At 66.2% G+C, this 26,210-nt stretch carries 17 protein-coding genes; 8 read left to right on the forward strand and 9 right to left on the reverse strand.

All coding sequences use genetic code 11. The features are described 5' to 3' along the window. Genes cydD through JOE31_RS14725 form a run of 3 tightly spaced genes read right to left on the reverse strand, consistent with a single transcriptional unit; the run spans position 1 to position 6,256 of the window. A complete protein-coding gene (gene cydD, locus JOE31_RS14715; RefSeq protein ID WP_209745908.1) occupies positions 1-3,582 on the reverse strand; it encodes a thiol reductant ABC exporter subunit CydD in 3,582 nt (1,193 codons plus the stop codon). Between the two features lie 6 nt (positions 3,583-3,588). Beyond that, entirely contained in the window at positions 3,589-4,638 is a 1,050-nt protein-coding gene (cydB, locus tag JOE31_RS14720; protein WP_209745910.1) for a cytochrome d ubiquinol oxidase subunit II, read from the reverse strand. Positions 4,639-4,657: 19 nt separating this feature from the next. Then, complete coding sequence (locus tag JOE31_RS14725; protein WP_209745911.1) at positions 4,658-6,256, reverse strand: cytochrome ubiquinol oxidase subunit I; 1,599 nt, start codon at positions 6,254-6,256, stop codon at positions 4,658-4,660. Positions 6,257-6,530: 274 nt separating this feature from the next. On the opposite strand from JOE31_RS14725, the gene JOE31_RS14730 reads away from it, so the two are divergent. Together JOE31_RS14730 and JOE31_RS14735 are read left to right on the forward strand one after the other, a co-directional pair. Next, positions 6,531-6,917 (forward strand): BlaI/MecI/CopY family transcriptional regulator, encoded by a 387-nt coding sequence (locus JOE31_RS14730; RefSeq protein WP_209745912.1) that lies wholly within the window; start codon positions 6,531-6,533, stop codon positions 6,915-6,917. 6 nt (positions 6,918-6,923) lie between these two features. Continuing rightward, on the forward strand, positions 6,924-7,928 hold the full coding sequence (locus JOE31_RS14735; RefSeq protein ID WP_209745913.1) for a M56 family metallopeptidase: 1,005 nt from the start codon (positions 6,924-6,926) through the stop codon (positions 7,926-7,928). A 24-nt stretch (positions 7,929-7,952) separates the two neighbouring features. Here JOE31_RS14735 and JOE31_RS14740 read toward each other — a convergent pair whose 3' ends face one another. After that, the gene (locus JOE31_RS14740) at positions 7,953-10,061 is read right to left on the reverse strand and encodes a type IIA DNA topoisomerase subunit B (RefSeq protein ID WP_209745914.1); all 2,109 of its coding nucleotides are present in this window, start codon (positions 10,059-10,061) and stop codon (positions 7,953-7,955) included. A gap of 222 nt (positions 10,062-10,283) precedes the next feature. On the opposite strand from JOE31_RS14740, the gene JOE31_RS14745 reads away from it, so the two are divergent. Continuing rightward, positions 10,284-10,505 (forward strand): hypothetical protein, encoded by a 222-nt coding sequence (locus tag JOE31_RS14745; protein WP_209745915.1) that lies wholly within the window; start codon positions 10,284-10,286, stop codon positions 10,503-10,505. Positions 10,506-10,683: 178 nt separating this feature from the next. Here JOE31_RS14745 and JOE31_RS14750 read toward each other — a convergent pair whose 3' ends face one another. The 4 genes from JOE31_RS14750 to JOE31_RS14765 all read right to left on the reverse strand — a co-directional run bounded on the left by JOE31_RS14750 (position 10,684) and on the right by JOE31_RS14765 (position 15,944). Continuing rightward, the gene (locus JOE31_RS14750) at positions 10,684-12,006 is read right to left on the reverse strand and encodes an RNA polymerase sigma factor (protein WP_209745916.1); all 1,323 of its coding nucleotides are present in this window, start codon (positions 12,004-12,006) and stop codon (positions 10,684-10,686) included. A gap of 307 nt (positions 12,007-12,313) precedes the next feature. Next, complete coding sequence (locus tag JOE31_RS14755) at positions 12,314-13,573, reverse strand: DUF4192 family protein (RefSeq protein WP_209745917.1); 1,260 nt, start codon at positions 13,571-13,573, stop codon at positions 12,314-12,316. Positions 13,574-13,653: 80 nt separating this feature from the next. Further along, positions 13,654-14,970 (reverse strand): nitrate/nitrite transporter, encoded by a 1,317-nt coding sequence (locus JOE31_RS14760; protein ID WP_209745918.1) that lies wholly within the window; start codon positions 14,968-14,970, stop codon positions 13,654-13,656. A 35-nt stretch (positions 14,971-15,005) separates the two neighbouring features. Further along, positions 15,006-15,944 carry a proteasome assembly chaperone family protein gene (locus tag JOE31_RS14765; RefSeq protein WP_209745919.1) on the reverse strand — a complete coding sequence of 313 codons (939 nt, stop codon included), beginning with the start codon at positions 15,942-15,944 and terminating at the stop codon, positions 15,006-15,008. A 317-nt stretch (positions 15,945-16,261) separates the two neighbouring features. Here JOE31_RS14765 and JOE31_RS14770 point away from each other — a divergent pair, with 317 nt between their 5' ends. The 5 genes from JOE31_RS14770 to JOE31_RS14790 all read left to right on the forward strand — a co-directional run bounded on the left by JOE31_RS14770 (position 16,262) and on the right by JOE31_RS14790 (position 22,510). Further along, positions 16,262-17,788 (forward strand): leucyl aminopeptidase, encoded by a 1,527-nt coding sequence (locus JOE31_RS14770; RefSeq protein ID WP_209745921.1) that lies wholly within the window; start codon positions 16,262-16,264, stop codon positions 17,786-17,788. A 275-nt stretch (positions 17,789-18,063) separates the two neighbouring features. Continuing rightward, positions 18,064-19,446 (forward strand): dihydrolipoyl dehydrogenase, encoded by a 1,383-nt coding sequence (gene lpdA, locus JOE31_RS14775; RefSeq protein ID WP_028270850.1) that lies wholly within the window; start codon positions 18,064-18,066, stop codon positions 19,444-19,446. Between the two features lie 126 nt (positions 19,447-19,572). Beyond that, positions 19,573-21,318, forward strand: a complete 1,746-nt coding sequence (gene sucB / locus JOE31_RS14780; RefSeq protein WP_209745923.1) for a 2-oxoglutarate dehydrogenase, E2 component, dihydrolipoamide succinyltransferase — start codon at positions 19,573-19,575, stop codon at positions 21,316-21,318. Between the two features lie 187 nt (positions 21,319-21,505). Continuing rightward, positions 21,506-21,856, forward strand: coding sequence for a hypothetical protein (locus tag JOE31_RS14785; RefSeq protein ID WP_209745925.1), 351 nt, complete (start codon positions 21,506-21,508; stop codon positions 21,854-21,856). Positions 21,857-22,078: 222 nt separating this feature from the next. Then, positions 22,079-22,510 carry an OsmC family protein gene (locus JOE31_RS14790; protein WP_011691469.1) on the forward strand — a complete coding sequence of 144 codons (432 nt, stop codon included), beginning with the start codon at positions 22,079-22,081 and terminating at the stop codon, positions 22,508-22,510. Positions 22,511-22,642: 132 nt separating this feature from the next. Here JOE31_RS14790 and JOE31_RS14795 read toward each other — a convergent pair whose 3' ends face one another. Beyond that, positions 22,643-26,194 carry a S41 family peptidase gene (locus JOE31_RS14795; protein ID WP_209748471.1) on the reverse strand — a complete coding sequence of 1,184 codons (3,552 nt, stop codon included), beginning with the start codon at positions 26,192-26,194 and terminating at the stop codon, positions 22,643-22,645. Positions 26,195-26,210 lie beyond the last annotated feature (16 nt).

Below are 26,210 nucleotides of genomic sequence, written 5' to 3' on the forward strand. Positions count from 1 at the left end.
CTAGCTGCCGGTCCCGGCCCGCGCCAGAACAGGCCCGGCATCCGCTCCCGCGTCAAGGTCCAGCCTGCGGTCTGCCGGGTCGATGTCGTCAGGATTGTGGGTGACCAATACCACTGTCCGCCCGGTGAGCCCCTTGCGCAGGTCAGCCAGCATTTCCCTGCCCGCCTCGGCGTCGAGGTGCGCGGTGGGTTCGTCCAGCAGGATCACATCGGCCCCGGTCATGAGCGTCCTGGCAACGGCAAGCCGCTGACGCTCCCCGCCGCTCAGGAACGCGCCGCCGGGCCCGATCCGCGTGTCGGCGCCGTCTTCCAGCCGGTGCAGCAGGGGCTCAAGCCCCACGGCGGCCAGGGCGGCAGCCATGTCCTGTCCGGCATCGCCGGCCGCGCCCTCCGGCCGGCCCAGCATGAGGTTGCCGCGGATGGTGGAATCGAAGAGGTGGGCTTCCTGCGGGCACCAGGCCGCGCGCCCGGTGACGGCTATCCGGCCAGAGTGCGGCGGCAGGAACCCCAGCATCACGGCGAGCAGGGTTGACTTTCCGGAGCCGGAGGCGCCTGTGACGGCCAACCAGCGGCCGGGTTCCGCCGTTGCGGAGACGCCGGTGAAGACCTCCGGCCCGCCTGGCCACGCTGCGGACAGTTCCTGAAGCTCGACGCCGGGCAGCGCGCCGGGGCGTTGTGAGACAGGCTCCAGTCCGCCGGTCCCGGCATTCGGCCCGGATGTCTCCGTGGCCTGGGACCCAGGTGCCCCCGAGTCCGCAGCATCGCGGGTGTCCAGCACGCCCGCTTCGCTGATCCGGTCCAGGACCTGGCGGAGCGCCGGGTACTGGCGGACCGCCGTCGTGATGGCGGCGTACGGATCCACCAGGGCCAGCTGCAGCAGGACCACGACGGCGGCGGTGGCCGGGGCCACGGACCCGTCCATCACCCCGGGGCCGGCCAGAACAGCACAGCCCAGGGCCGCGGAGCCGCAGGCCAGGACAGTGAGCGCCTGGCCCAGCCCTTCCGCCCACGCGGACCGCTGCGAGGCGGCTGTTGCCTCCTTGTCGGCGTCGCCGATGGCGGACAGCACCGGGCCAGCAACCCCGTTGGCGTGCAGTTCGGCCCGCGCATCCAACGCTGCGGCAACGTCACGCAGAACCCCGGAACGAAGCCGCTGCTCGGCCTGCGCGGACATCCTGTCGGCCAGGAGGGCCGCCGCCGGGGCGGCCGCCAGGGACACCACGGCAGCGGCGATGGCTGCCGGCAGCGCCGCCGGTAGCAGCAGGGCGGTGGCCGCCACTGCCGAGGCGCCCACGGCCACTGCGGTCACGGGCGGCAGGACCACCCGGGGAAGCAGGTCCCGGACGGTGTCGACGTCGTCGATTACCGCGCCCAGCACGTTGCCGCCCTGCAACAGCCGGCGCAGGGACAGCGCCCGGCGGCTCAGCGAATCCCACAGCCGGCCGCGGAGCCTGGTGAGCGAGGCGAAGACAGCGTCGTGCAGGAGGAGCCGCTCGGTGTAGCGCAGGACCGCCCTGCCGATGCCGAAGAACCGCACGCCCACGATGGCGGTGAGGAGGTACAGAATGGGCGGCTGCTCGCTTGCCCGGATGATGAGCCAGCCGGACAGTCCCGCCAGGGCCACGGCAAAGAGGGCTGCCAGGACTCCCAAGATGCCGGCTGAGCCGAATCTGAGGGACTCCGGCTGGAGGAGCCTGAAGATCCGGGCGGGAGTGTTGCCACCGGCCCGTGCCTGGGCAGCCTTACCGTGATCCGCGGCCGCTCCGGCGGGCGTGCCGGCGGCGGGGGTGACGATGGGGGTGCTGCGTTCGGTGGTTTGTTCCGCGGCTTCCGCCGCCCGCGCGGTCACTGCCGCCGGGGCCGTTGTCGTTGCCGCTGGGACCCTCCGGAACCCGGCAGCGGCGGCGGGGTCCATAGCCGGCCGGGCCGGGGCGGGGCCTGCGGCGACGGGCACTACATGGTCCGCAAGTTCCCGGGTGAGACGGTCGTGCGCCACCAGCAGGACGGTGGCCCGGCCGCGCAGTTTAAGGATGGCTTCGTTGACCACGTTGGCGGATTCACGGTCCAGGTGCGCGGTGGGTTCGTCCAGCAGCAGCAGCGTCGCGCCGGCCTCAATCCGGGCCAGGCCACGCGCCAGGGCAACCCTGCGCAGCTCCCCCGGGCTAAGCTCGGCGGGGTGTTTCCCGGCAAGATGGCCGGCTCCGGCTGCCTCAAGGCAGCGCCGGGCAGCGGCGGCAGTGCTGCTGCCGGCAGGGCCTGTGGCGGCACCATCCCCCACATACAGCTGCACCTCGGCCAGCACGCTTTTCTCCACCATGACCGGATGCTGCGGCACCCAGGCCACCCTCGATGGCACAAACCCCGCGATGCGTCCGCCCACCGAGGCACCGCCGCCGGTGCCTACGGTTCCGGCAAGGACGCCCAGGATGGTGCTCTTGCCCGCTCCGCTGGCGCCGTCGAGGGCGGTGATCTGGCCTGCGGGCGCGTCAAAGCTGAGCGGTCCGACGGCGGGTTCCAACCGTCCGCCGTACGCCACCACCAGATTCCTGACGGTGACCGCCGGAAGATCCGCGCCGCCGTCGGACGCCTTTTTCACGGGGAGCAGGCCGCCTTCGGCCCCCGTGCCGTCCTGCGGCTGCAGGGGCCGGGCTTCGGGTGCGTCCATGACCGCAGTGACCTCGGCCAAGGCAACCCGGCCGTCGTCACTGGCGTGGTGGGCGGTGCCCAGTTCCCGCAGCGGCAGGTAGCAGTCCGGCGCCAGGATCAGGGCGAGCAGCCCGGCCTCAAGCGCCATGTCCCCGTGCACCAGGCGGACGCCGATGAAGACAGCCACAACGGCAACTGAGATCGTGGCGATGAGTTCCAAGGCGAGGGCGGACAGGAAGGCTGTCCGGAGGGTTTCCATGGTGCGGGACCGGTACTGCTCGGAAATGTCCTCCAGTGCCTTGCGCTGGGCGGTGGCCCGGCCCAGGCCCACGAGCACGGGCAGGCCTTTGGCCAGTTCCAGCATATGGCCGGACAACCTGGCCAGGGCCGATTGCGCGACCCGCACCCGGTCTTCGGTGTAGCGGCCGATCAGCACCATGAAAACCGGTACGAGCGGCACTGTCAGCACAACCACCAGCGCACTGACCCAGTCGGCGAACAGGATCCGGGCGCCAAGCAGGAGCGGGATGGCGGCGCAGTTGACGAGGGCCGGCAGGAACTGGGTGTAGTAGCTGTCCAGCGCGTCGAGGCCCCTGGTGGCCAGGATGGCCAGGCCGCCGTCGGACGGACCTGCCGCACGCGTGCCGTTCCGCAGCGCACGTTCCAGCAAAGCGGCGCGCAGTTCTTCCTTGACCCCGAGGGCGGCACGCCGGGACGCGACGCCCTGGACCCAAACCGCCAGGGACCGAAGGACAACTCCGGCCAATCCCCAGCCCAGCTGCTCGGCCCAGGCCGGGTTCTGCGCTACCAGACCGGCAAGGACGGATGCCACGGCCTGGGCCATGAGCACCAGCGACAATGCCTTGAGGGCCGCAAGGAGGCCCAGCCAATAGAGCGCGAGACGGTTTGCGGGGCCGGCCGGGAACTGCGGTCTCATGTGGTCCTAGTCTTTGGGGGCCAGTGCCCTGGCGGCGATGGCAGGAAGGAAGCTGTGGGCTTCCGGAATGTGGGCGGCGCTGACCCGGCGGCGGAACACCCAGTAGGTCCAGGCCTGGTAGGCCAGCACCAGCGGCAAACCCACGCAGGCAACGATGCTCATCAGGCCCAGGGTGTAGTCGGACGATGAGGCGTTGGAAATGGTCAGGTCAAAGTCCGCGCTGATGGTGGAGGGAAGCACCACCGGGAAGGCGGCACCGAAGATTGAGGCGCTGCCGAGGAGCAGGAACACCCCAAGCGACAGGAACGCCTTCCCCTCGAGCCCGTTCCGGCCGAATTGCCAGGCCAGCACGGCGGCCACAACAGCAGCGGCAACCGACGCAATGGTCCAGGCCTCGCCACTGAGAAGCTGGACGCTGATGGCCCAGCCGGCAATCGGGAGCAGGAGGACGGGCAGGAGCCGGACAAACCAGTTGCGGGCGCGGTGCCTGACGTCGCCGTCGGTTTTCAGTGCCAGGAATGCCAGCGCGTGCAGCAGGGAGAAGCACACAACGGCAAGCCCGCCCAGGATGGCGTAACCGCTGAACCAGGCGAACGGTCCGCCCTCGCGGTCACCGTTCGCATTGATGGGAAGTCCGGTGGTGGTCAGCGCAAGCGCGGCACCGACGCCGAATGCAGCGACGAGGGAGCCGGCCGCAATGGCCCAGTCCCACACGGCGCGCCAGCGGTCAGTGTCCACCTTGCCGCGGTATTCGAAAGCTACGGCGCGGAAGATGAGGGCCACGAGGACCAGCAGCAGGGGGAGGTAGAGGGCGGAGAACAGGGAGGCATACCAGAGCGGGAAGGCGGCGAACGTGGCACCGCCGGCGGTGAGCAGCCAGACCTCGTTGCCGTCCCAGACCGGTCCGATCGTGTTGAGCAGGACACGGCGTTCGGTGTTGTTGCGGGCGAACAGCTTCATCAGCATGCCGACGCCGAGGTCGAATCCTTCGAGAAAGAGGTATCCCGTCCACAACACCGCGATGGCGATGAACCAGATGGTGGGCAGCAGTTCCATTGTCGAATTTCCTCTGCGCTTAGTAGGCGAATGCCAGGACGTCGTCGGAGCCGCCGGGTTTGCCGGTACCGGGGCCCGGTGTGGCGTCCTCGTTCTCGTCGACCGGGGCGTGGGCGAGTTCGGGCATGGCGGACACGACGCCGCCGCGGATGTACTTCACGAGCAGCTTCACCTCCACCACCAGCAGCACGGCGTACACGGCCGTCAGGACCACCAGGGAAGTGAGCAGTTCCCCTGCGGAAACGCCGGGTGAAACCGCGGCCGCGGTAAACATGAACACCTGGTCGATCCCACTGGGGTCGGGGTTGGGCGCCACTACGAACGGCTGGCGGCCCATTTCGGTGAAGATCCAGCCGGCAGCGTTAGCGCCGAACGGTGCCATGATGCCGAAGACTGCGAGCCGCATCAGCCCGCGGGATGCAGGCACGGTGCCCTTGCGGGTCAGCCACAGGGCCACGAGTGCCGCCAAGGCAGCCAGGCCGCCGAAACCGATCATCATCCGGAAGCCCCAGTAGGTCACCTCCATGACGGGAACGTACTCGATCTCCTGCCCGGCCCGGTCACCGTAGATGGGGTTGTCCGGAAGGTGGGTTCCGTAGTCGGCCTTGTACTGGTCCAGCAGGCTATTGACGCCCTTCACCTCGGTGGTGAAGTCGCCCTTGGCGAGGAAGGACAGGATCCCGGGGACCTCGATGACCGCGACGATGTCGTCACAGTTCTTCGAACCGACGTTCCCGACGCTCAGGACGGAGAAGCCGGTGCCGTCGTGGCACGCGGCCTCGGCCGCGGCCATCTTCATGGGCTGCTGTTCGAACATGAGCTTGCCCTGGAGGTCGCCGGTGAGGGCCGTGCCGGCGAAGGAAATCATGGCGACAACGGCGCCGATCCGCAGCGAGCGGATCCAGACCTTGTAGTCGGCCTTGTCCCGGCCGGGGATGTCCGCTTCGCCGGGAATGACCTTGCCGTCCGGGCCAACGGTGTCGATGCCGTCATGGCGTCGCCGCCAGAGGTGGTACCAGGCAATGCCCAGCAGGAAGCCGCCGGCTACCGCCAGGGCGCCGAAGAGGGTGTGCGGGACTGCTACGAGGGCGGTGTTGTTGGTGAAAACGGCCCAGGCGTCGGTCATGACGGGGCGGCCGTTGACCATTTCCACGCCGACGGGATGCTGCATCCAGCTGTTGGCCACGATGATGAAGTACGCGGAGAACACGGATCCCACGACGGCAATCCAGAGGCAGGCCAGGTGGACTCCCCGCTTGAGCTGCTTCCAGCCGAAGATCCACAGCCCCAGGAAGGTGGATTCCACGAAGAAGGCCAGCAGTGCCTCGAGCGCCAGCGGCGCCCCGAACACGTCACCGACGAAGCGGCTGTACTCGCTCCACGCCATCCCGAACTGGAACTCCTGCACGATGCCGGTGGCGACGCCCATGATGAAGTTGATCAGGAAGAGCTTCCCCCAGAACTTGGTCATGCGCAGGTACTCCGGCTTGCCCGTGCGGTACCAGACCGTCTGGATGACTGCCACCACGAGGCCCAGCCCGATGGTCAGCGGGACCATCATGAAGTGGTACACGGTGGTGATTCCGAATTGCCAGCGTGCGATTTCCAAAGCGTCCAAGGCAGTCCCTACTTTTGGCTAGGCTTTCATCAGTCCCAGTCTTCTACGCTTCGTAGAAAACTAACTTCTACAGAGTGTAGAACACTTTCGGCATGCAGTGTAAACAACAGTTCCACCGGCCGCAGCCCGTGGCAAGGGCGCGGCGCGCCGATTGTTCTACCTCATGTAGAAAGAATCTCCAAAAAGAGGTAAATTTAGAACTTAAGTATTCGAACTACGTTCCGCGAAGGCCGCTCCGGCTTCGCGGATCGAAACGTTAAGAAGGATGTACGGAATGGCAAGTCTTGGTGAACTGGAACGGGCAGTGATGGATCTGCTCTGGGCAGGCCAGGAAGCGGCCACCGCAAACACCCTGAGGGACCTGCTGGCGCAGACCACCCAGGCCCAGGGCGGCACCGCCGGCCACGAAGGCAAGGACCTCGCCGTGACCACGGTCCTGACCGTGCTGTCACGCCTGGAGAAAAAGGGGCTTGTGGAACGCGAACGCGGCACACGTCCCCACCGCTATCAGGCAGTATCCAGCCGGGCGGACCATACCGCCGAACTCATGCATGAGGTTCTGGGCTCGGCACCGGACCGCGAAGCTGTCCTCGCCCGCTTTATTGGGTCCGTCACCGAAAGTGAAGCCGAAACGCTGCGCAAACTGCTTGGCCACATCTAATAGCGCATGTTCTGGACCTCATATTTGCTGGCGGTCCTGGCGATAGTCCTGGCGTGGCCGGTGCCTATCCTTCTTTCGCGTGCGCAATGGCCGGCCCGGTCACCCTTTACCGCCATGCTGCTCTGGCAGGCGATCGGCCTCGCCGGCGGCCTGTCAATGATCGGCGCCATGCTGGTTTACGGGCTCGAGCCGATCGGTGACAATCTCCTGGCCGGACTGCGCGGACTGGCCGGCATGGTCCTTTTCAATGCCCCCACGACGGCGCTGGGGTTCTGGCACCTATTCGCGCTGTCGGCGGCGGCCCTCCTCACCGCGCACCTCGTCTTTACGCTGCTGCTGACCTACTACCGGATCGAACGCCAACGCAGGCGCCACCGCGAACTCCTGGCGCTGCTGGCGTCACCGTCCACGGACGGTCCGGGAACCGTGGTCATCAACCACGATTCTCCCGTGGCGTACTGCCTCCCCGGCGGCGCCCGCTCCGTCACGGTCCTGAGCGACGGCCTGATGGCGGCGCTGGAGCCCGCAGAGCTTCGGGCCGTACTGATCCACGAAAACGCCCACCTGAGCCAGCGCCACCACCTCCTGCTGTGGGCTTTCGCGGCGTGGCGCCAGGCCCTCCCCTGGCTTCCGACCACACGCCTTGCCCAGGAAGCAGTGAGCTCACTGATCGAAATGCTTGCTGACGACGTCGCGCTGAAGACCGAAAGCAAAGCCACCCTGATCAAGGCCATTGCCATTGTTGCCAGTGGACCAAGCGGTGTTCCCGCCAGCCGGGTGGGGTTCAACGGCGCCGGACTTCCGTCGGCAGCAGACGGAATCATCGACGGCGGCATCCAGGGAGCCTCCGGCGGTGCCGGTTCTGCCGGCACCACGGCATCCAGGGTCAGCCGGCTGCTCTCCCCCAAGGACCCGCTGCCGGCGCCGCTGCGGGGCCTTGTCCTGGCAGGCTGCCTGCTGCTGCTGGCGCTGCCCACAGCACTGCTGATCGTCCCGGGGCTGCTCGGCTAGCAGGCATACGGGCCGCCCCTGGCGTCAGGCGTCGATCCGCTCCCGGTCCAGGCCCGCAGCCCCGGCGATGATGAAGTCCTTGCGCGGCGCGACATCGGAGCCCATCAGCAGGTCGAAGGTTTCCTCCGCCTGTTTGGCGTTTTCGATCCCCACCTTGCGAAGTGTCCGGTGACGCGGGTCCATGGTGGTCTCCGCCAGCTGTTCAGCATCCATTTCGCCCAGGCCCTTGTAGCGCTGGATGGGCTCCTTGTAGCGCTTTCCCTCCTTGGCCAGCTTGGCCAGCAGGACGTGGAGTTCGGCCTCGGAGTAGGTGTAGATCATCTCGTTGGCCTTCTGCCCGGCATTGATCACCTCCACCCGGTGCAGCGGCGGCACGGCGGCGAACACCCTGCCCTCATCGATCATCGGCCGCATGTAGCGGAAGAAGAGGGTGAGGAGCAGAGTGCGGATGTGGGCGCCGTCCACATCGGCGTCCGTCATGAGGATCACCTTGCCGTAGCGTGCGGCAGTGATGTCGAAGCTGCGCCCGGACCCTGCACCCACCACCTGGATCAGCGCCGCGCACTCGGCGTTGGACAGCATGTCCCCCACTGAGGCCTTCTGGACATTGAGGATCTTGCCTCGGATCGGCAGCAGTGCCTGGAAGTCCGAGGACCGCGCCAGCTTCGCGGTACCCAGGGCGGAATCACCCTCCACAATGAACAACTCGGAGCGGGCCACGTCATCGGTGCGGCAATCGGCGAGCTTCGTGGGCATCGACGACGTCTCCAGTGCGTTTTTCCGGCGCTGCGTCTCCTTGTGGACGCGCGCCGAGATGCGGGACTTCATCTCGCTGACGATTTTCTCCAGGAGGAGGGCGGACTGCGCCTTGTCATTGCGGTTAGCCGAGTTCAGCTTCGCGTTGATCTCCTTTTCCACCACCCGGGCAACAATCGCCCGGACCGCGGACGTACCGAGGATCTCCTTGGTCTGGCCTTCGAACTGCGGCTCAGCCAGGCGCACTGTCAGCACGGCGGTCAGCCCCGCGAAAATGTCATCCTTTTCGATCTTCTCGTTGCCCGCCTTGAGCTTGCGGGCGTTCGCCTCCACGGCCTTGCGGAAGGTCTTCACCAGTGCCTGCTCAAAACCGGACTGGTGCGTCCCGCCCTTGGGCGTGGAGATGATGTTGACGAAGCTGCGGACGGTGCTGTCGTAGCCGATTCCCCAGCGGAGGGCCACGTCCACTTCACAGTCGCGCTCCACCTCGGCCAACTGGCTGTGTCCACGCTCGTCCAGGACCGGAACGGTTTCCTTGAACTTCCCCGAGCCGTGCAGCCGCCAGGTGTCCGTGACCGCAGGATCCGCTGCGAGGTAATCCACGAACTCGGAGATGCCGCCGTCGTGGTGGAAGATTTCCTCGTGGCCGACCAGCTCGCCCGGGGTGCCCGGAATCCGCCGCTGATCGCGGACCGTAAGTTTCAGGCCCGGGATAAGGAACGACGTCTGCCGGGCCCGGGCGGCCAGCTCGTCATAGGAGAATTTGGCGTCCGGGGTGAAGATCTGGCGGTCGGCCCAGTAGCGGATCCGGGTGCCGGTAACGCCGCGCTTGGCCTTGCCCACAACGTCGAGGACAGAGTCATTGACGAACGGTTCGAATGCCGCCGCCGGATCGGGCCTCGTGCCCGGGTCCTTGAACCGCCCGGGTTCGCCGCGCCGGAAGGACATTTTGTACGTTTTCCCGCCGCGGTCCACTTCCACGTCCAGCCGGGAGGACAGCGCATTGACCACCGAAGCGCCCACGCCGTGCAGGCCGCCGGACGCCGTGTAGGAGCCGCCGCCGAACTTGCCGCCGGCGTGCAGCTTGGTGAAGACCACCTCGACGCCGGTCAGTCCGGTCTTGGGTTCAACATCAATGGGGATGCCTCGTCCGTCATCGTGGATCTCTACCGAGTTGTCGGCATGCAGGATGATCTTGATGTCGTGCCCAAACCCGGCCAGTGCCTCGTCGACGGAGTTGTCGATGATCTCCCACAGGCAGTGCATCAAGCCGCGGGAGTCGGTGGAACCGATGTACATGCCCGGGCGCTTGCGGACGGCCTCAAGGCCTTCCAGTACAGACAGGTGCCGGGCGGTGTAATCAGAACTTGGTGCCACGGGTTGTGAACTCCTTCAGTGACGGACAACTAATGCTTTTGACGCTCTTCCTAGGTTAGTCGGCCCGCGCCGGGCCGCCCGCCAGCCACTCCAGCAGCGGGCATGATCGGCAAACCCCGTTACGGAACGGTGATACGCGCACAGCGAAAGTGATCCATCCTTGTCATGGTTTTGCTACGAATGCTGGTTATATAGATATACAGATCTACTAAGGAGGCCGAAATGACAACAGCAGTTGCGGACCGCACGCTCAACGCACTGGACCGGTGCGATCGTTGCGGAGCACAGGCGTACGTCCGGGTTGTTCTCGAGTCCTCCGGCGGGGAGCTGCTCTTCTGCGGCCACCACGCTCGGGCTGTCGAAGCGACGCTCAAGCCGCTGAGTTCCGGCTGGCACGACGAGACCGGCCGGCTCCACGAGAAGCCCACGGTATCGGTGGACTAAGCAACTCTCTGATGACAAAACAGGGCTCCTCCGCTTGGGAGGGGCCCTGTTTGCTTGCCAGCGTGTTCCACACGAAGCCATGTCATGCGAAAGGCCCCGCCATCGGCGGGGCCTTTCGCAGTGATTGACCCTGGAGCAGCCGGGCAAACGCCGGCCGCTCCAGTTGGGGCAGCGCCGCCTAGTCCAGGTAGTCTCGCAGGACCTGGGACCGGGACGGGTGCCGCAGCTTGGACATCGTCTTGGATTCGATCTGGCGGATACGCTCGCGCGTCACTCCGTAGACCTTGCCGATTTCGTCTAAAGTCTTCGGCTGTCCGTCGGTGAGGCCGAACCGCATGGCGACCACGCCGGCTTCGCGCTCGGACAAGGTGTCCAGCACCGAGTGCAGCTGCTCCTGCAGCAGGGTGAAACTGACCGCGTCGGCAGGAACCACAGCCTCGGAGTCCTCGATGAGGTCACCGAACTCGGAGTCGCCGTCCTCGCCAAGGGGGGTGTGCAGCGAGATCGGCTCGCGGCCGTACTTCTGGACTTCCACGACCTTCTCGGGGGTCATATCCAGTTCGAGGGCCAGCTCCTCGGGCGTAGGTTCGCGGCCGAGGTCCTGCAGCATCTGGCGCTGGACACGGGCCAGCTTGTTGATGACTTCCACCATGTGCACCGGGATACGGATGGTGCGGGCCTGGTCGGCCATGGCACGGGTAATGGCCTGGCGGATCCACCATGTGGCGTAGGTGGAGAACTTGAAGCCCTTGGTGTAGTCAAACTTCTCGACTGCACGGATGAGGCCCAGGTTGCCTTCCTGGATGAGATCAAGGAACAGCATGCCGCGGCCGGTGTAGCGTTTGGCCAGCGAGACAACGAGACGGAGGTTTGCCTCCAGCAGGTGGTTCTTGGCGCGCTTGCCGTCGTGGATGACGAATTCCAGCTCGCGCTTGAGCTTCGGATCCATGGACCCGTCGTCCGCCGCGATCTTCTCTTCGGCGAACAAGCCCGCCTCGATGCGGAGGGCAAGGTCCACTTCCTGTTCAGCGTTCAGCAGGGCAACCTTGCCGATCTGCTTCAGGTAGTCCTTGACGGGGTCGGCGGTGGCGCCGGCCGACATGACCTGCTGGACCGGGGCGTCGTCGTCATCGGCATCGGAGTACACGAAGCCGGTTCCGGTGGCGGCGGCACCGGTCTTGCTGGCGGCTTCCTCCTCAGTTAGCTCGGACGGATCCGGAGTCACGTCGTCCAGATCTTCATCCAGCTCGACATCCTCTGTATCGTCGTCGTCCGACGTGCGCGTCTTGCCTGCCTCAGCGGCAGCCTTGGCGCCGGGCTTGGGTCCACGCTTTTTGGGCTCGGGCTTCGCCGGGGCGCCGCCCTCGGCGGAAGCAGCATCTTTGACAGCCTTATTGGCTGCACGCGTGGCGGCACGCTTGGCGCTCGTCGCCGCCTTCTTCTCCTCAGGGGACAATTCGGCCTGGTCGGCGGGTTCCTTCTTCGCGGAAGACGGGGTCACAGAAAACCTTTCTAGCGGCGGTCTGTGGAATCACCATGCGGGCAACACCACTATGACCCTGTCAAGTCCGTGATTCACATCAGGTGCGATCGCGGCCGGCAGAGTCACTAAGTAGAACTGCCGTAGCGGCCGTAATGTTCCCGTTTCCGGGCATCACTACATGCACTTGATTCACGGACCCAACCGGGTCTCGGCATCCATTGTCTCATGATTTTCCCAATCGGCGCCTCATGGCGGCGAGCAGGCCCGAATGTTTCTGCCGGGCGGCCGCTTCCTGCCGGGCCTCACGCGCGCAGAACCGGAGCCACTAGGCCGCATCCGTTTCAAACTTCTGCCAGGCGGCGTCACGGCGTCCGGCCCACCCGCACAGCGTGCCCCGACTGACGAGTTCGGATAGAAGTTCAGCCAGCCGGTATCCGGGGTGCACAGCGACGGCCTGGTCCAACAGCGCGTGCGCAAACGAGCCCCTGCCGCGGCACCATTCGATCCAGCCGCGTCCTGTCAGGGTGGCCGCACCACCTTCGCCCCCGCCGGCCGCACCGAGCTGCCGCAGGATGACCTCCAGCGTCCGCATCCGGTCCCAGCGGGGGGAAGCTGGCGCCAGCCCCAGCAGTACATCCCCGTAGCCGGGAACCGGGTATGCAGCATCCCCTACCGGGGCCGCCGCCGGCAGTCCGCCCAGGGGCGGTGTCACCACCGGCAGGTCGCCGTGCGGCTGGAAAATCCCGAAGTCCTCGGCGCCCTGGTCCGCGGCCTGCCGGCCCGCCGCACTCATCACCAGCACAGCGTCACGCCAGTGGGGGACACGAAGGGAAGCGCGGAGGTACCCGGCCAGCCCGGCCGGAAGCTGCCACCCTGCTTCAGCCGCCAGCACGCAATCCCAGACATCCAGAACCTTCGCGAACTGGGACCGGCTCCCCCGCAGCGCCGCAAGTTCCCTTGCCCACCGCTCTTCCGATTCCAGCACGGCCGCATCGGCCTGCGCCGCCGTCGGCGGGGCAACTGCCGCGGCGGACGGGTCCTCTCCCACGCTGCTCCCCCGGAAGACCATCTCGGCGTTCAGCCTGCTGTCCCTGATCTCGTCCACCGGGCGCCCCGGAAACGGGCAGCAGGACGCATCAAGGCAATACGCGTTCCGCCAGAAGGCCTCACCCACATACCAGGCGTCACGGACAGGACGCCCGGACAATTCCAGCTCGACCTCCAGCTCCACCAACAGGCACGCCAACGTGCTCTCCGCCGGCTCCCCGGAAGGGAGCGTGCCGGGAGCAGCATCCGGGCCCTCAGACCATCCCTCGTTGCTGAAAAGCACCAGCAGGGTGCCGTCGGCGTCATGGTCCGCTTCCAGGTAGTCCCTGACAGTGCGCGCAAAACGGCGCAGCCCGGAACCGGAATCGGATCGGGGCAAGTCCACGCGGAGGGTGGCGCCCAGGCGTTTGCCCTGCATGGTCATGGCCACCAGGCTGTTGGCCGGCCAATAGCCAAGGGAGTGCGGAATGAAGCCCAGGATGTCCTCGGGGCCGGAGATGGTCAGTCGTTCTGGAGTCTGTCGTTCTGGAGGTGTCATGCATCCAGACTTGTACGGCCGGCGCCTGAGGTTAAGAGCCCGCTTTTGCTATGTGGAAACAGCGCCTAATCAGACCGGCGTCACTCCAGATTGCGCCGGCGCTGCTGTGCGAGCGCTTTGAGCAGCGGCGGCACGACAACGCCCTGGGCGGCCATCTGGCGCCGGACCTTCCGTCGGGTGGCGATGATGGCGGCGGCTCCGATGCCGATCAGCACGAACTGGACGCTCAACGCGATCCGGAACGGATCGAGGCCGTACAGCTCTCCCTGGGAGAAGCCGGTGGCGTGGAGGACGTCGAGCACGAGGCCGACGAGGTAGATGGCAACGAGCGCTGCAATGAATCCGCCCACGTTCACGATTCCGGTGGCTGTTCCGATTCGATGGGCCGGATTAAAGGTGCGGGCAAAGTCGAACCCGATCATGGAACCCGGACCTCCTATGGCCAGCACCACCACCAGGCCGGCGAGCATCCAGAGCGGAGACCGTCCCGGCATGAGTAGCACGGCGGCCCAGGCAGCCGCCGTCGTGGCTGCAATCAGGAGCACCATCGTGGAGCGGCGAAGGGGGTGGCGGGAAACGAACCTGCCGATCAGCGGACCGGCGGCGATGGCTGCGGCAACGTAGACGGACATCAGGCCGGCAACCGTGGCTGCATCGAGTCCCTGGGCGGAAATCAGGAACGGGTATCCCCAGGTCATGGCAAACACCGTGCCGCTGAACTGGATCGTGAAGTGGCTCCATAGGCCCAGGCGGGTGCCGGGCTGCCGCCAGGCGCTGGACAGGGAGATGCCGGTGGCCCTCAGTCCCTGGCCGGTTTCCGTGGCGGGGTGGCCCGGCGGCTGGTCCTTCAGCACGGCCAGCACCAGGACGACGGCGAGCGCGGACATCGCGGCAAGTGTCAGGAACGCAGGAGTCCAGCCGGCCGAGTGGAGGATCATGGCAAACGGCACAACGCTAAAGAGCTGCCCGAGCTGGCCCGACATTCCTGTCAGTTGCGTAATGAGCGGCACCCTCGCCGGAGCGAACCACAGCGGAATCAGCCGGATCACTGAAATAAACGTCATCGCGTCCCCGGCGCCCACCAGCACACGGCCGAGCACTCCGCCGGGAATGTTGTCCGCGAAGGCCAGCTGAAGCTGGCCAAGACCCATCAGGACTGCTCCCCCGGCAATCATGGTCCGGGATCCCAGGCGGTCAACCAGGACCCCCACCGGGATCTGCAGCCCTGCGTAGACCAGCAGCTGAAGCACCGTAAAGAACGAGATCTCCGCTGCGGTGGCATGGAACCGCTCTGTCGCTTCGAGTCCCACCACGCCAAAGGAGGTGCGCTGGCTGACCGCGACCAGATACGCAAATACTCCGACGGTCCAGATGAGCCAGGCGCGCGGTGCAGTCACGTCTCCATTATGCCCGGTGCTGGCATAAGTCCTATTTATTGACGGGGCTCTTCGCGGGCGAGATAGGCCTCCACTGCGGCGCCCAGCGCATCAGCATTCGGCAGTTCATCGTTTTCATCGGCCAGCAAGGACCGCCGTACCGTGCCCTCGGCCTTCTCGTCGTAACGGGTCTCCAGGCGTGAAACCACCTGCTGGACTTCCTCGGAGGCCTCGAGCTGCTCGGCGATCTGGCGCCCCACTTCGCGGCCGGCCTCCCGCAGGCGGTCAGTCGGCAGCATCAGTGACGTGGCTGCACCGAGATACTCAAGGCCGGCCACGGCTGCGTTGGGGTATTCGGCTTCAGCGAGGTAATGCGGAACGTGGATGACGTACCCGGCAATATTTCGGCCGGCTTCGGTGAGGCGCAGTTCAAGGATGTGGCCCACTGCCGCGGGCACCTCCACCGTGGGTTTCCAGACCGAGATCCCTTCGATGAGCTCCGGGCGGTTGCCGTGAACGGTGACTCCCACCGGCCGGGTGTGGGGAACAGGCATCGGGATGGAATGGATCCAGGTCGCCAGGTTCACATCAAGGTGCTCGACGATCCGTACGACGGCGCGGGCGAACCGCTCCCACTGCAGGTCCGGCTCGAAGCCGGCGAGGAACAGGAACGGCTTGCCCAGCCCGTCAACCAGCCGGTACAAGGCCAGGCTGGGGGCCTGGTAATCCTGGAGGTGGTCCTCCACGAACGTGACGTGCGGCCGGCGCGAGCGGTAGTCGATCAACTGGTCGGCATCAAAGGCGGCCACGACCTCCGACTCGAGAGTGTCCAGCAGCTCGGAGGTAATCTGTTTGACCACGTGACCGGCGTCCGCGAATCCCGTGAAGCCCATCACCAGATTGAGCCCGCGGAGTTCCGGGTTGTCGAACAGCTCGGCGTTGCTCACATAGAGAGCATCGGGGTCCAGCAGGGAGCCGGAAATCCGTTCAAGCACGGCATGTTCCTTTCGCAGTGGCGGCGGAGGCGGGTTCGTCAACACTATGGGTGGGGGGATCCGCGCAGATCCGCCGGATATTTTCTACAACGCACCGGCCGGCCGAAGCATTCCGCCACGGCGGCGCGCACCGGCAATGTGCTGCAGGTCTCATCAGATTCAGTGCGGCCGGGGCGGAGAGACTACGATCGGAACTGGCCCTACGCACGCCTTGCAGACACCGGGTTGCGTCTCAAGCCGACAACGGCCTGTTCCATGGCGGGGCGCCAAACATGCGATTCCTGCCGAAAATCACAGAGAATTGAGGACTGATCCTCGTGGTCAAGAATACTGAAATCAAACTTAGCGTCATTGCGCGTGACGTTAAGAAGTCGCCCGCGGACGCCCTGGTCATTGGCGTGGCCCAGGGACCCGACGGTCCCGTGTTGCTGGACAACCCGCTGACGGCCAAGTCTGCCGAGGCCATCGCGGAGTCCCTGAAGGTTCTTGGCCTCACCGGCGCGGCTGACCAGGTCCACAGGCTGCCCGGTCTTCCCGAAGCAGGCGCCTCCGTCCTGGTGCTCGCAGGTGTCGGCAAGCCCGGCGCCGGCGGAAAACTCACGGAAGAGGCGCTGCGCCGCGCAGCCGGTTCCGCAGTCCGCCAGCTTGCCGGTCTCACCACGGTGACGCTGGCGCTTCCGACGGCGTCCCCTGCCGACGTCGCGGCCATCGCCGAGGGCGCCGCCATGGGTTCGTACTCGTTCACCGAACACCGTTCGGAAGCCAACGGCCGCAAGGAACCAGTGAAGAACGTGGTGATCTTCACCGACTTCGCTGCCGACAAGGATCTGCAGCCCCTGCTGAACCGCTCGGCCCAGATCGGGAAGGCAGTCAACGCAACCCGTTCACTTGTGAACCAGCCGCCCAGCCACCTCTTCCCGGAGTCCTTTGCCGATGCCGCCAAGGAACTCTCCAAGGGCCTGCCGGTCAAGGTGACCGTGTGGGACGAGAAGCGCCTCGAGAAGGAGGGCTTCGGCGGGATCATGGGTGTCGGCAAGGGGTCCACCAGGCAGCCGCGGCTGGTCAAGGTGGAATACGCGCCGTCCAAGGCAGCCGCCAAGATTGCGCTCGTTGGCAAAGGCATCACTTTTGACACCGGCGGAATATCCATCAAGCCCGCCCTTGGCATGGGTGACATGAAGAGCGACATGGCGGGCGCCGCCGTCGTCCTTAATACCGTGCTGGCCGTCGCCGGCCTGGGCCTTCCCGTGAAGGCGACTGCGTGGCTGTGCATTGCCGAGAACATGCCCTCCGGGGCAGCGCAGCGCCCGGCGGACGTCCTCACCATGTTCGGCGGCAAAACCGTCGAGGTCCTTAATACGGATGCCGAAGGCCGCCTGGTCATGGCCGACGGAATCGTGGCGGCCAGCCAGGAGTACCCGGACGCCATTATCGACGTCGCCACCCTCACCGGCGCCCAGCTGATCGCACTGGGCAATCGGACGGCCGGCGTCATGGGCTCGGACAGCGTCACCGGCCCGCTCAAAGCCGCGGCCGACCGCGCCGGCGAACTGGTGTGGCCGATGCCGCTGCCGGAAGAGCTCCGCGCCAGCATCGATTCCGAGGTTGCGGACCTGGCCAACATCGGAGAGCGCCACGGCGGCATGATGACCGCTGCCGTGTTCCTGCGTGAATTCGTCGGCAAGGGCAAGGACGGCGAGCAGATCCCCTGGGCCCACATCGACATCGCCGGCCCGTCCTTTAACAACGGCAGTCCCTACGGTTACACCCCGAAGCAGGGCACCGGCTGCACGGTGCGCACCCTGGTGGCCTACGTGGAAGACGTACTGGCGGCGTCTGCTTAACCGGCTCCGCCTCACCGGCCCTCCGCAGGGTTGGTGAGGCAGTTCGCGGCTTTGTGGCGGGTCATGATCCGTCCGCCACAAAGCCGCGTGACACTCGACACAAGCGCTCCACAAACGCCGTGACAAGGTGGAGCATGGATAAGTGGTTCGCTAAGGTGAACTGCGGTAGTCACAAATGCAAGAGAACCTGCCTGCTGGCATAATCACGGCAGAGCAAGTTCCAAGACCAGATGATGCGTACTCTCGTGTCATCGTTCACGCGAGGGAGCGTCTAAGTGGCCGATCAGGCAACTGCGCAAGAATTCGACATCCTGGTACTCGGTGGTGGCAGCGGCGGATACGCCACCGCCCTCCGCGCCGTTCAGCTTGGCCTCACCGTTGGCCTCGTGGAGAAGGGGAAACTCGGGGGCACCTGCCTGCACAACGGCTGCATCCCCACCAAGGCGCTCCTGCACTCCGCCGAGCTCGCCGACCACGCCCGCGATTCCGCAAAGTACGGCGTCAACGTCACGCTGGACAGCATCGACATGAGTGCTGTCAACGCTTACAAAGACGGCATCATCGCCGGTAAGTTCAAGGGCCTGCAGGGCCTGATCAAGTCCAAGGGCATCACCGTCATCGAAGGTGAAGGCAAACTCCAGGGCACCGACACCGTCGTCGTGAACGGCACCGCCTACAAGGGCAAGAACATCGTTCTCGCCACGGGCTCCTACTCCCGCACCCTGCCGGGCCTGGAAATCGGCGGCAAGGTCATCACCTCCGACGAAGCCCTCACCATGGATTACATCCCCAAGAGCGCAATCATCCTGGGCGGCGGCGTGATCGGCGTCGAGTTCGCCTCGGTCTGGAAGTCCTTCGGCGTGGACGTCACCATCGTGGAGGGCCTGCCGTCGCTGGTCCCCAACGAGGACGCCGCAATCGTCAAGAACTTCGAGCGTGCGTTCAAGAAGCGCGGCATCAAGTTCTCCACCGGCGTCTTCTTCCAGGGCGTTGAGCAGAACAACGACGGCGTCAAGGTCACCCTCGTTGACGGCAAGACCTTCGAAGCCGACCTGCTCCTCGTGGCCGTCGGCCGCGGACCGGTCACCGCCAACCTTGGCTACGAAGAAGCCGGCATCACCATCGACCGCGGCTTCGTCATCACCAACGAACGCCTGCACACCGGCGTTGGCAACGTCTACGCCGTGGGCGACATCGTCCCGGGCGTCCAGCTGGCCCACCGCGGCTACCAGCAGGGCATCTTCGTGGCCGAAGAAATCGCCGGCCTGAAGCCGGTCATCGTTGAAGATGTCAACATCCCCAAGGTCACCTACTCTGAACCCGAAATCGCCACCGTGGGCTACACCGAAAAGGCTGCCAAGGAAAAGTTCGGCGACGACCAGGTGGAAACGCAGGAGTACAACCTCGCCGGCAACGGCAAGAGCTCCATTCTGGGCACCGGCGGCATCGTCAAGCTGGTCCGCCAGAAGGACGGCCCCGTGGTGGGCGTCCACATGATCGGTTCGCGCATGGGCGAGCAGATCGGCGAAGCCCAGCTGATCGTGAACTGGGAAGCATACCCGGAGGACGTGGCACAGCTGCTGCACGCCCACCCGACCCAGAACGAGGCCCTGGGCGAGGCCCACCTCGCCCTGGCGGGCAAAGCCCTCCACGGCTAAAACCTCCGCCAGCACCACCGCAAGAACCCTGAGCTTAGTGCACCCGGCATGATCCGCAGGGTGCACTAAGCTCGAACACGGCAGCAATCATCCGCACTAAAGATCAATAAGGAGAACGGGGACGACATGTCTGAATCCGTTAACTTGCCCGCCCTCGGTGAGAGTGTCACCGAAGGAACCGTCACCCGCTGGCTCAAGCAGGTAGGTGACCGGGTAGAGGTGGACGAGCCGCTGCTCGAGGTTTCCACCGACAAAGTAGACACCGAAATCCCCTCTCCGATTGCTGGCGTGATTGAGGAAATCCTCGTCGCCGAAGATGAGACCGCCGAAGTCGGCGCTCCGCTCGTCCGCATCGGTGACGGCTCCGGTTCCGCCGGCGCTTCCGAAGAAGCTGCCCCCGCAGAGCAGGCGCCGGCTGAAGAAGCACCTGCCGCTGAAGAGGCACCCTCCACCGAGGCGCCCGCACCGGCTGAAGCCCCCGCCGCCGAGGCCGCCCCCGCAGCTTCCGGCGAAAGCCATGAAGTAACCCTTCCGGCCCTCGGCGAATCCGTCACCGAAGGCACCGTGACCCGCTGGCTCAAGGCCGTCGGCGACTCCGTCGAAGTTGACGAGCCGCTGCTCGAGGTATCCACCGACAAGGTGGACACCGAGATCCCGTCCCCGGTTGCCGGCACCCTGCAGGAAATCCGCGTCAACGAGGACGAGACCGCCGAGGTCGGTTCCGTTCTGGCCGTTATCGGCTCCGGCGCTGCTGCCCCGGCCGCCGCTCCGGCAGCGCCGGCCCCCCAGCAGGAAGCGCCCGCTGCCGAGGCTCCGAAGCAGGAGGCCCCCGCCGCAGCTCCCGCAGCCCCGTCTGCCGCTCCCGCCAAGGAAGAAGCTCCGGCTGCTCCCAAGCAGGAGGCCCCGGCTGCACCGGCGGCGGAATCCGCGGCCCCGGCCGAATCCGGCTACGTCACTCCCCTGGTGCGCAAACTCGCCAACCAGCAGGGCGTGGATATCTCGTCGCTGACCGGCACCGGCGTGGGCGGACGCATCCGCAAGCAGGACGTGCTCGCTGCCGCCGAGGCCAAGGCTGCTCCCGCCGCCGCAGCGCCGGCCGCTTCCAAGCAGGCTGCCCCGGCTTCTGCTCCGACGGCAGCCGAATCGTCACTGCGCGGCACTGTGCAGAAGGCACCGCGCATCCGTCAGGTCATTGCCCGCCGCATGCGTGAGTCCCTGGACATCTCCACCCAGCTGACGCAGGTCCACGAAGTGGACATGACCAAGATTGCCAAGCTGCGCCTCAAGGCCAAGAACTCCTTCCAGGCCCAGAACGGCGTGAAGCTCACCTTCCTGCCGTTCATCGCCAAGGCAGTCGCGGAGGCCCTGAAGCAGCACCCGAAGGTGAACGCTGCCTACGACGAGGACAAGCAGGAAATCACCTACCACAACGCCGAGCACCTGGCTATCGCCGTGGACACCGACAAGGGCCTCCTTGTTCCGGTCATCTCCGACGCCGGCAGCCTGAACCTCGCCGGCCTGGCCGGGAAAATCGCAGACGTGGCAAACCGTACCCGCGACGGCAAGATCGGCCCGGACGAGCTGTCCGGCGGCACGTTCAGCATCACCAACATCGGTTCCGTTGGCGCCCTGTTCGACACCCCGATCATCAACCAGCCGCAGGTCGGCATTCTGGGCACGGGTGCGATCGTCAAGCGCCCCGTGGTGGTCACGGACGAAAACGGTGACGACTCGATCGCCATCCGCTCCATGATGTACCTCTCGCTGACGTACGACCACCGCCTGGTGGACGGCGCCGACGCAGGACGCTTCCTGCAGACCCTCAAGGCCCGCCTTGAGGCCGGCGCCTTCGAGGCGGACCTGGGGCTGTAGTCCCCAGTAGTGAACATACGGTACGTAACAGGCAGTACCGAAACAACGGCGGCGCAGGCACCGGTGGCAACACCGGAAGTCCTGCGCCGCCGTTGTCGTGGTGACCACGTTTTGGTTACCAAATCGTCGCCGTTCCGTTCCGCGGGGCTTACTACGAAGCGTAGAACCGACTGGCTAGACTGGGCCCATGAACATCGTTTACAACGTCATGGTCTTCCTCCACATCATCGGCGCTGCCATGATTGTCGGCATCTGGATCGGCAACATGAAAAAGCCCACGGTGCATCCCCGCCAGTTCGACGGCGCCGCACTGCAGCTCATCACCGGCATCGTCATGATGGGGCTCATCCCGGCCCTGGACATGGACGCAAACTACGCCAAGCTCGGCGTCAAGTTCGCCATTGCACTTGCGGTGGCCGTACTGGCCTTCATTGGCAGCCGTAAATACAAGAAGAACGAGCCGATCAGCAAGGGCCTCGCGCACAGCGTGGGCGGCCTTGCCCTGCTGAACGTGGCGATCGCCACTCTCTGGCAGTAAGACTCCACACGCCCGACGACGACGGCGGCGCTTCCCGGCGAGGGGGCGTCGCCGTCGTCGTTCCCGCCGGGATCCGGCGTCGAACTCCCTGGCGCCGGCGTGAACGGTCATAATCCTCTGACAGCGGACAGCCCGTGCACCGCGGCTCCCGAATCCATAGGATTGGTGCGAAGGTTCGCGCGGAAGCCCGAACCGGATCTGAATCTAAGCTGAGGAGTGGATATGGCAGCAACACGCACCGCGCACACTGTATGGAACGGCGACCTGTTCGAGGGGTCCGGCAACACCACGCTGGACAGCTCCGGACTGGGCACCTACGCCGTCACGTGGAAAGCCCGAGCGGAACAGTCCGAAGGCAAGACCAGCCCCGAAGAGCTGATCGCCGCAGCGCACTCGGCCTGCTTCTCCATGGCGTTCAGCCTGGCGCTCAGCCAGGCCGGCTTCACCGTTGAAGAGGTCCACACCAAGGCCGATGTAACCTTCGTGCCGGGCACCGGCATCACCGGGAGCCACCTGACGGTGAACGCCACCATCCCGGGCATCTCGGAAGAGGAGTTCCAGAAGATCGCCGGGGAAGCCAAGGTCGGCTGCCCTGTCTCAGGTGCACTGGCCAGCATCGACATCACCATGGACGCCACGCTCGCAGCTTCCTAAGCGCAGCCGGAACGCGCCGCTCCCGGAACTTCCGGGCCGCCGCACCGCGAAGGCCCCGCTCCTGCCCTGGTTATCGGGGCGGGAGCGGGGCCTTCGTTTGCGTCGGGCCTCGGTGGACCAGGGAGGGCGGTCCTAGTCCTTGCGGGTGCGGGCCGGCAGGGGCGCCGGCAGCAGCCGCCGGTAGCCTTCACGCAGCGGGGGCCGGTCCGTGGGAAGTTCCTGGATCATTTCCTTGAGCGCACCGATGCCGTACTCCAGCTGGGGGTCCCTGCCGGCTGCGTAGGCATGCGGCGGGAAGGTCACCTCAATGTCGGGCGTGACGCCGTAATTCTCGACGTTCCAGCCTACGCCGCCGCTGAACCAGGTGGCGTAGCGCGGCTGCGTCACACCGGTGCCGTCAGCGAGGGAGAAGCGGTTGTCGATGCCCACCACGCCGCCCCAGGTCCGCGTGCCGATGACCGGCCCGATGCCGCGCAGCTTGGACACCTGCGTGATGATATCCCCGTCCGATCCGGCAAATTCGTCCGTCAGGATGACCACCGGGCCGCGCGGCGCGTGGTGCGGGTACGTCCGCGGCCTCTCACCGCGGGGCATGCTCCACCCGGTCACCTTGCGGCCAATGAGTTCGGCGACAAGCTGGGACGTGTGCCCTCCCCGGTTGCGCCTGACGTCCACGATCAGCCCGTCCAGTGCCGTCTCGGTATCAAGGTCGCGGTGGAGCTGGGCCCAGCCGTTCGCCATCATGTCCGGGATGTGCAGGTAACCGTACGTACCTGCCGATGCTTCGCGTACAGTCCTGCGGTTGCCGGCCACCCACTCCTGATAACGCAGGCGTTCCTCGTCCTTGACCGGCACCACAGCAATGCGACGCTGCCTGCCTGCGGCTTCGCCGTGGGCGGCTCCGTTGCGCAGGGTCAGCTCCACAGCCTTGCCTGCGGCTCCGACCAGCTGCATGGCAGGTGTCAGTCCTTCGGACAGCTCCACGCCGTCAATGGCGAGCAGGATATCCCCCGCCTTTGCGTCTGCGCCGGGCCTGGTCAGGGGTGAGGTTGCCAACGGGTCTGACGACTCCCCCGCCAGGATGCGGGTGATTTCCCAGCCGTTCCCGGTGAAGGCCAGATCAGCACCCAGCCGGCCCTGCCCGTTAGTGCCGTTTTCGGTGACGGCTGCCGGACGAACGTAGGCGTGGGATGTCCCCAGTTCGCCGTGCAGCTCCCACAGCAGGTCCACGAGGTCGTCATGCGAGCCGAGCCGGTCCACGATGGGGCGGTACCGGCGGTGCACGGATTCCCAGTCCTGTCCGGCCATGTCCTCGGTCCAGAAGAAGTCACGCTGGAGCCGCCAGGCTTCGTCGAACGCCTGGCCCCACACACTCAGCGGATGCAGGAGCACACGGATGCGGCTGACGTCCACCTTCACCAGTTGGCCGGAATCTTCGTCGCCCTTGGCATCTGCGGGCGACACCCGGATCTGCTTGTCGTGCAGGAAGACAACCTTCCTTCCGTCACCGGACACCCGGTAGCTGTCCAGTGCGTCCACGATGGTGGTCGTCTTGCGCTTTGCCATGTCGAAACGCACCAGGCTGGGGGCGGCATCTTTGTCGTCGGTGCTGGCCCGGCCGTCGCCGGTCACGCCGGCCAGGGCGTTGTCCAGCCACAGCAGCGCTCCGGGCGTGGCCTCGAGCGCAGAGTAGTTGCCTTGGGGAACCGGAACTCCGATCACCCGGTGCGCCAGCCCGTCAGCGTCCACCCGGACGTCGGGCACGCCTGAACCGTCGCCGTGTGCGTCGCCGTTGCCGGCGCCGGACCCGGAGGATGCACCGTCCGGTCCGTCCGCGAGGTCAACCGAGGGACCAAACGGCGACGGCGTGTCCGCAGCAAGGGCCACGAGGTAGGGCTTGATGGGGCTGGGGAAGGACAAGTCAAAGGAATGTCCGTCGTACACGGGGTCGAAGCTGCGGTTGGACAGGAACGCAATGAATTTGCCATCAGGAGTGAACGACGGCGACGCATCGCGGAAGCGTCCGTCGGTAACGTCCACGATCCGGAATTCCGGATCGTCCACCCTAACGATCCGGAGACGGCTGCGTGACCCGAAGGATGTGACCGGTTCGGACCAGCCGAGCCAGGCCGAGTCCGGGGACCAGCAGAGCCCGTCGATGGTGCCCTCGCCGATGCTGGTGACAAGCTTGATGGTCCCGCTTCGGGTGTCGGCCAGGTAGACGTCGCCGAAAGCGGTCCCAATGGCAAGGGTGCGGCCGTCCGGGCTGGCCTCGATGGCACTGGCCCGGGTGGGTTTGGGGAAATCGATCTTCTGCAGGCGCGACGAACCGGCCCGGCCTGCTTCCACGGCCACGCGTTCCGGCGCACCGCCGGCGACGTCGCTTCCGCCCTCTGCGCTGTGGGGAGCGACCTGCGCAGTGCCGCTTGCATCATGCCCCGGAGCCGCCGGCTGCAGGGAATCATCGCCCGCCGGTGATGCCACGGCAGGGACGTTGGTCCCGGAAGCCGGGACGGGCCTCGGCAGGGACGTTGCGGTTTCCTGCTCCCCGGCCGGCTGGGGGCGCGGGGCCGGCGCCGGCCTGTCACCGGCCACCTGCGGCGCGATTTCGTTGATGTACAGGGCCTCCGCGCCGTCGTGGTCGGCAACGTAGGCAATTCGGCCATCGATGAGCGGCCGCGGCAGGCGGGCACGGACACCGGGAGTGGCCTCCACAACCCGCGAAGGGCCGTCCTTGTGACGGAGCCAGTGAATGGTCCCGTGCGCCTCCACCGCGCTGGAGGAGCCGCTGTGGTCCGGAATCACGCCGCCAAGGTGCCGTGTGGTCTTCAGGAGGGCCGGCCTCCGCCCCTGGGAGGCCGATCCCAGCGAAATGTCGAGCTTGACTGCCTCTGAACCCAGGTCAGGGAGCAGCCAGAGCTCTCCGGCGGATTCGAACACCACCCGCTTGCCGTCCGTGGCGGCGTGGCGTACATAGAAATCTTCGTGATCGGTGTGGCGGCGCAGTCCGGTGCCGTTCGGCAGCACCGAATACAGGTTTCCATAGCCTTCGTGGTCGGAAAGGAAGGCGATCCGCCCGTCCACCCACATGGGGTCGGCGAGGTTGCCGTCCAGTTCCGGGACGAGGCGTTCGAATTCCCCGTTGCCGTCGGCGTCGATCCAGAGCTTTCCGGCGGTTCCGCCGCGGTACCGCTTCCACCAGGCCGGCTCGCGCGAGAGCACACTGGCCACGACCACGGGGCGTTCATCGCCGATCTCCGGCCCGAATGCCACCGATTCGACGGGACCGAACGGGAGTTCCTCCGACCAGCCACCCTCCAGCGGCACACTGTAAGCATGCGTATGGCGGCTTTCGGCCTGCCGGAAGGCGCTCGTGACCAGGACATCGCCGGCAGCGGTGAAGCCCTTGACCCGGGTGGAAGCATGGCCGAAGTACGTCAGCTGACGGTACCCTCCGCCGTCGACCTCAGCAGTGACAACCTCAGGCGCTGTCCCCTGCACGACCGTCCACACCAGCCGCTTGCCATCGGGCGTGAAACGCGGGTTGCGGGCCGGCAGCTGAAGGGAGGAAACGCGCCACGCGCGGCCTCCGTCCAGAGGCGCAATCCAGACGTCGTCTTCGGCCACGAAGGTGACCAGATCGCCGTGCAGATGCGGGAAACGAAAGTAGCTCGAGGAGGTCATCGTACGATCATAGTCA

The sequence above is a fragment of the Arthrobacter sp. PvP023 genome, from assembly GCF_017832975.1.
Lineage (GTDB): Bacteria > Actinomycetota > Actinomycetes > Actinomycetales > Micrococcaceae > Arthrobacter.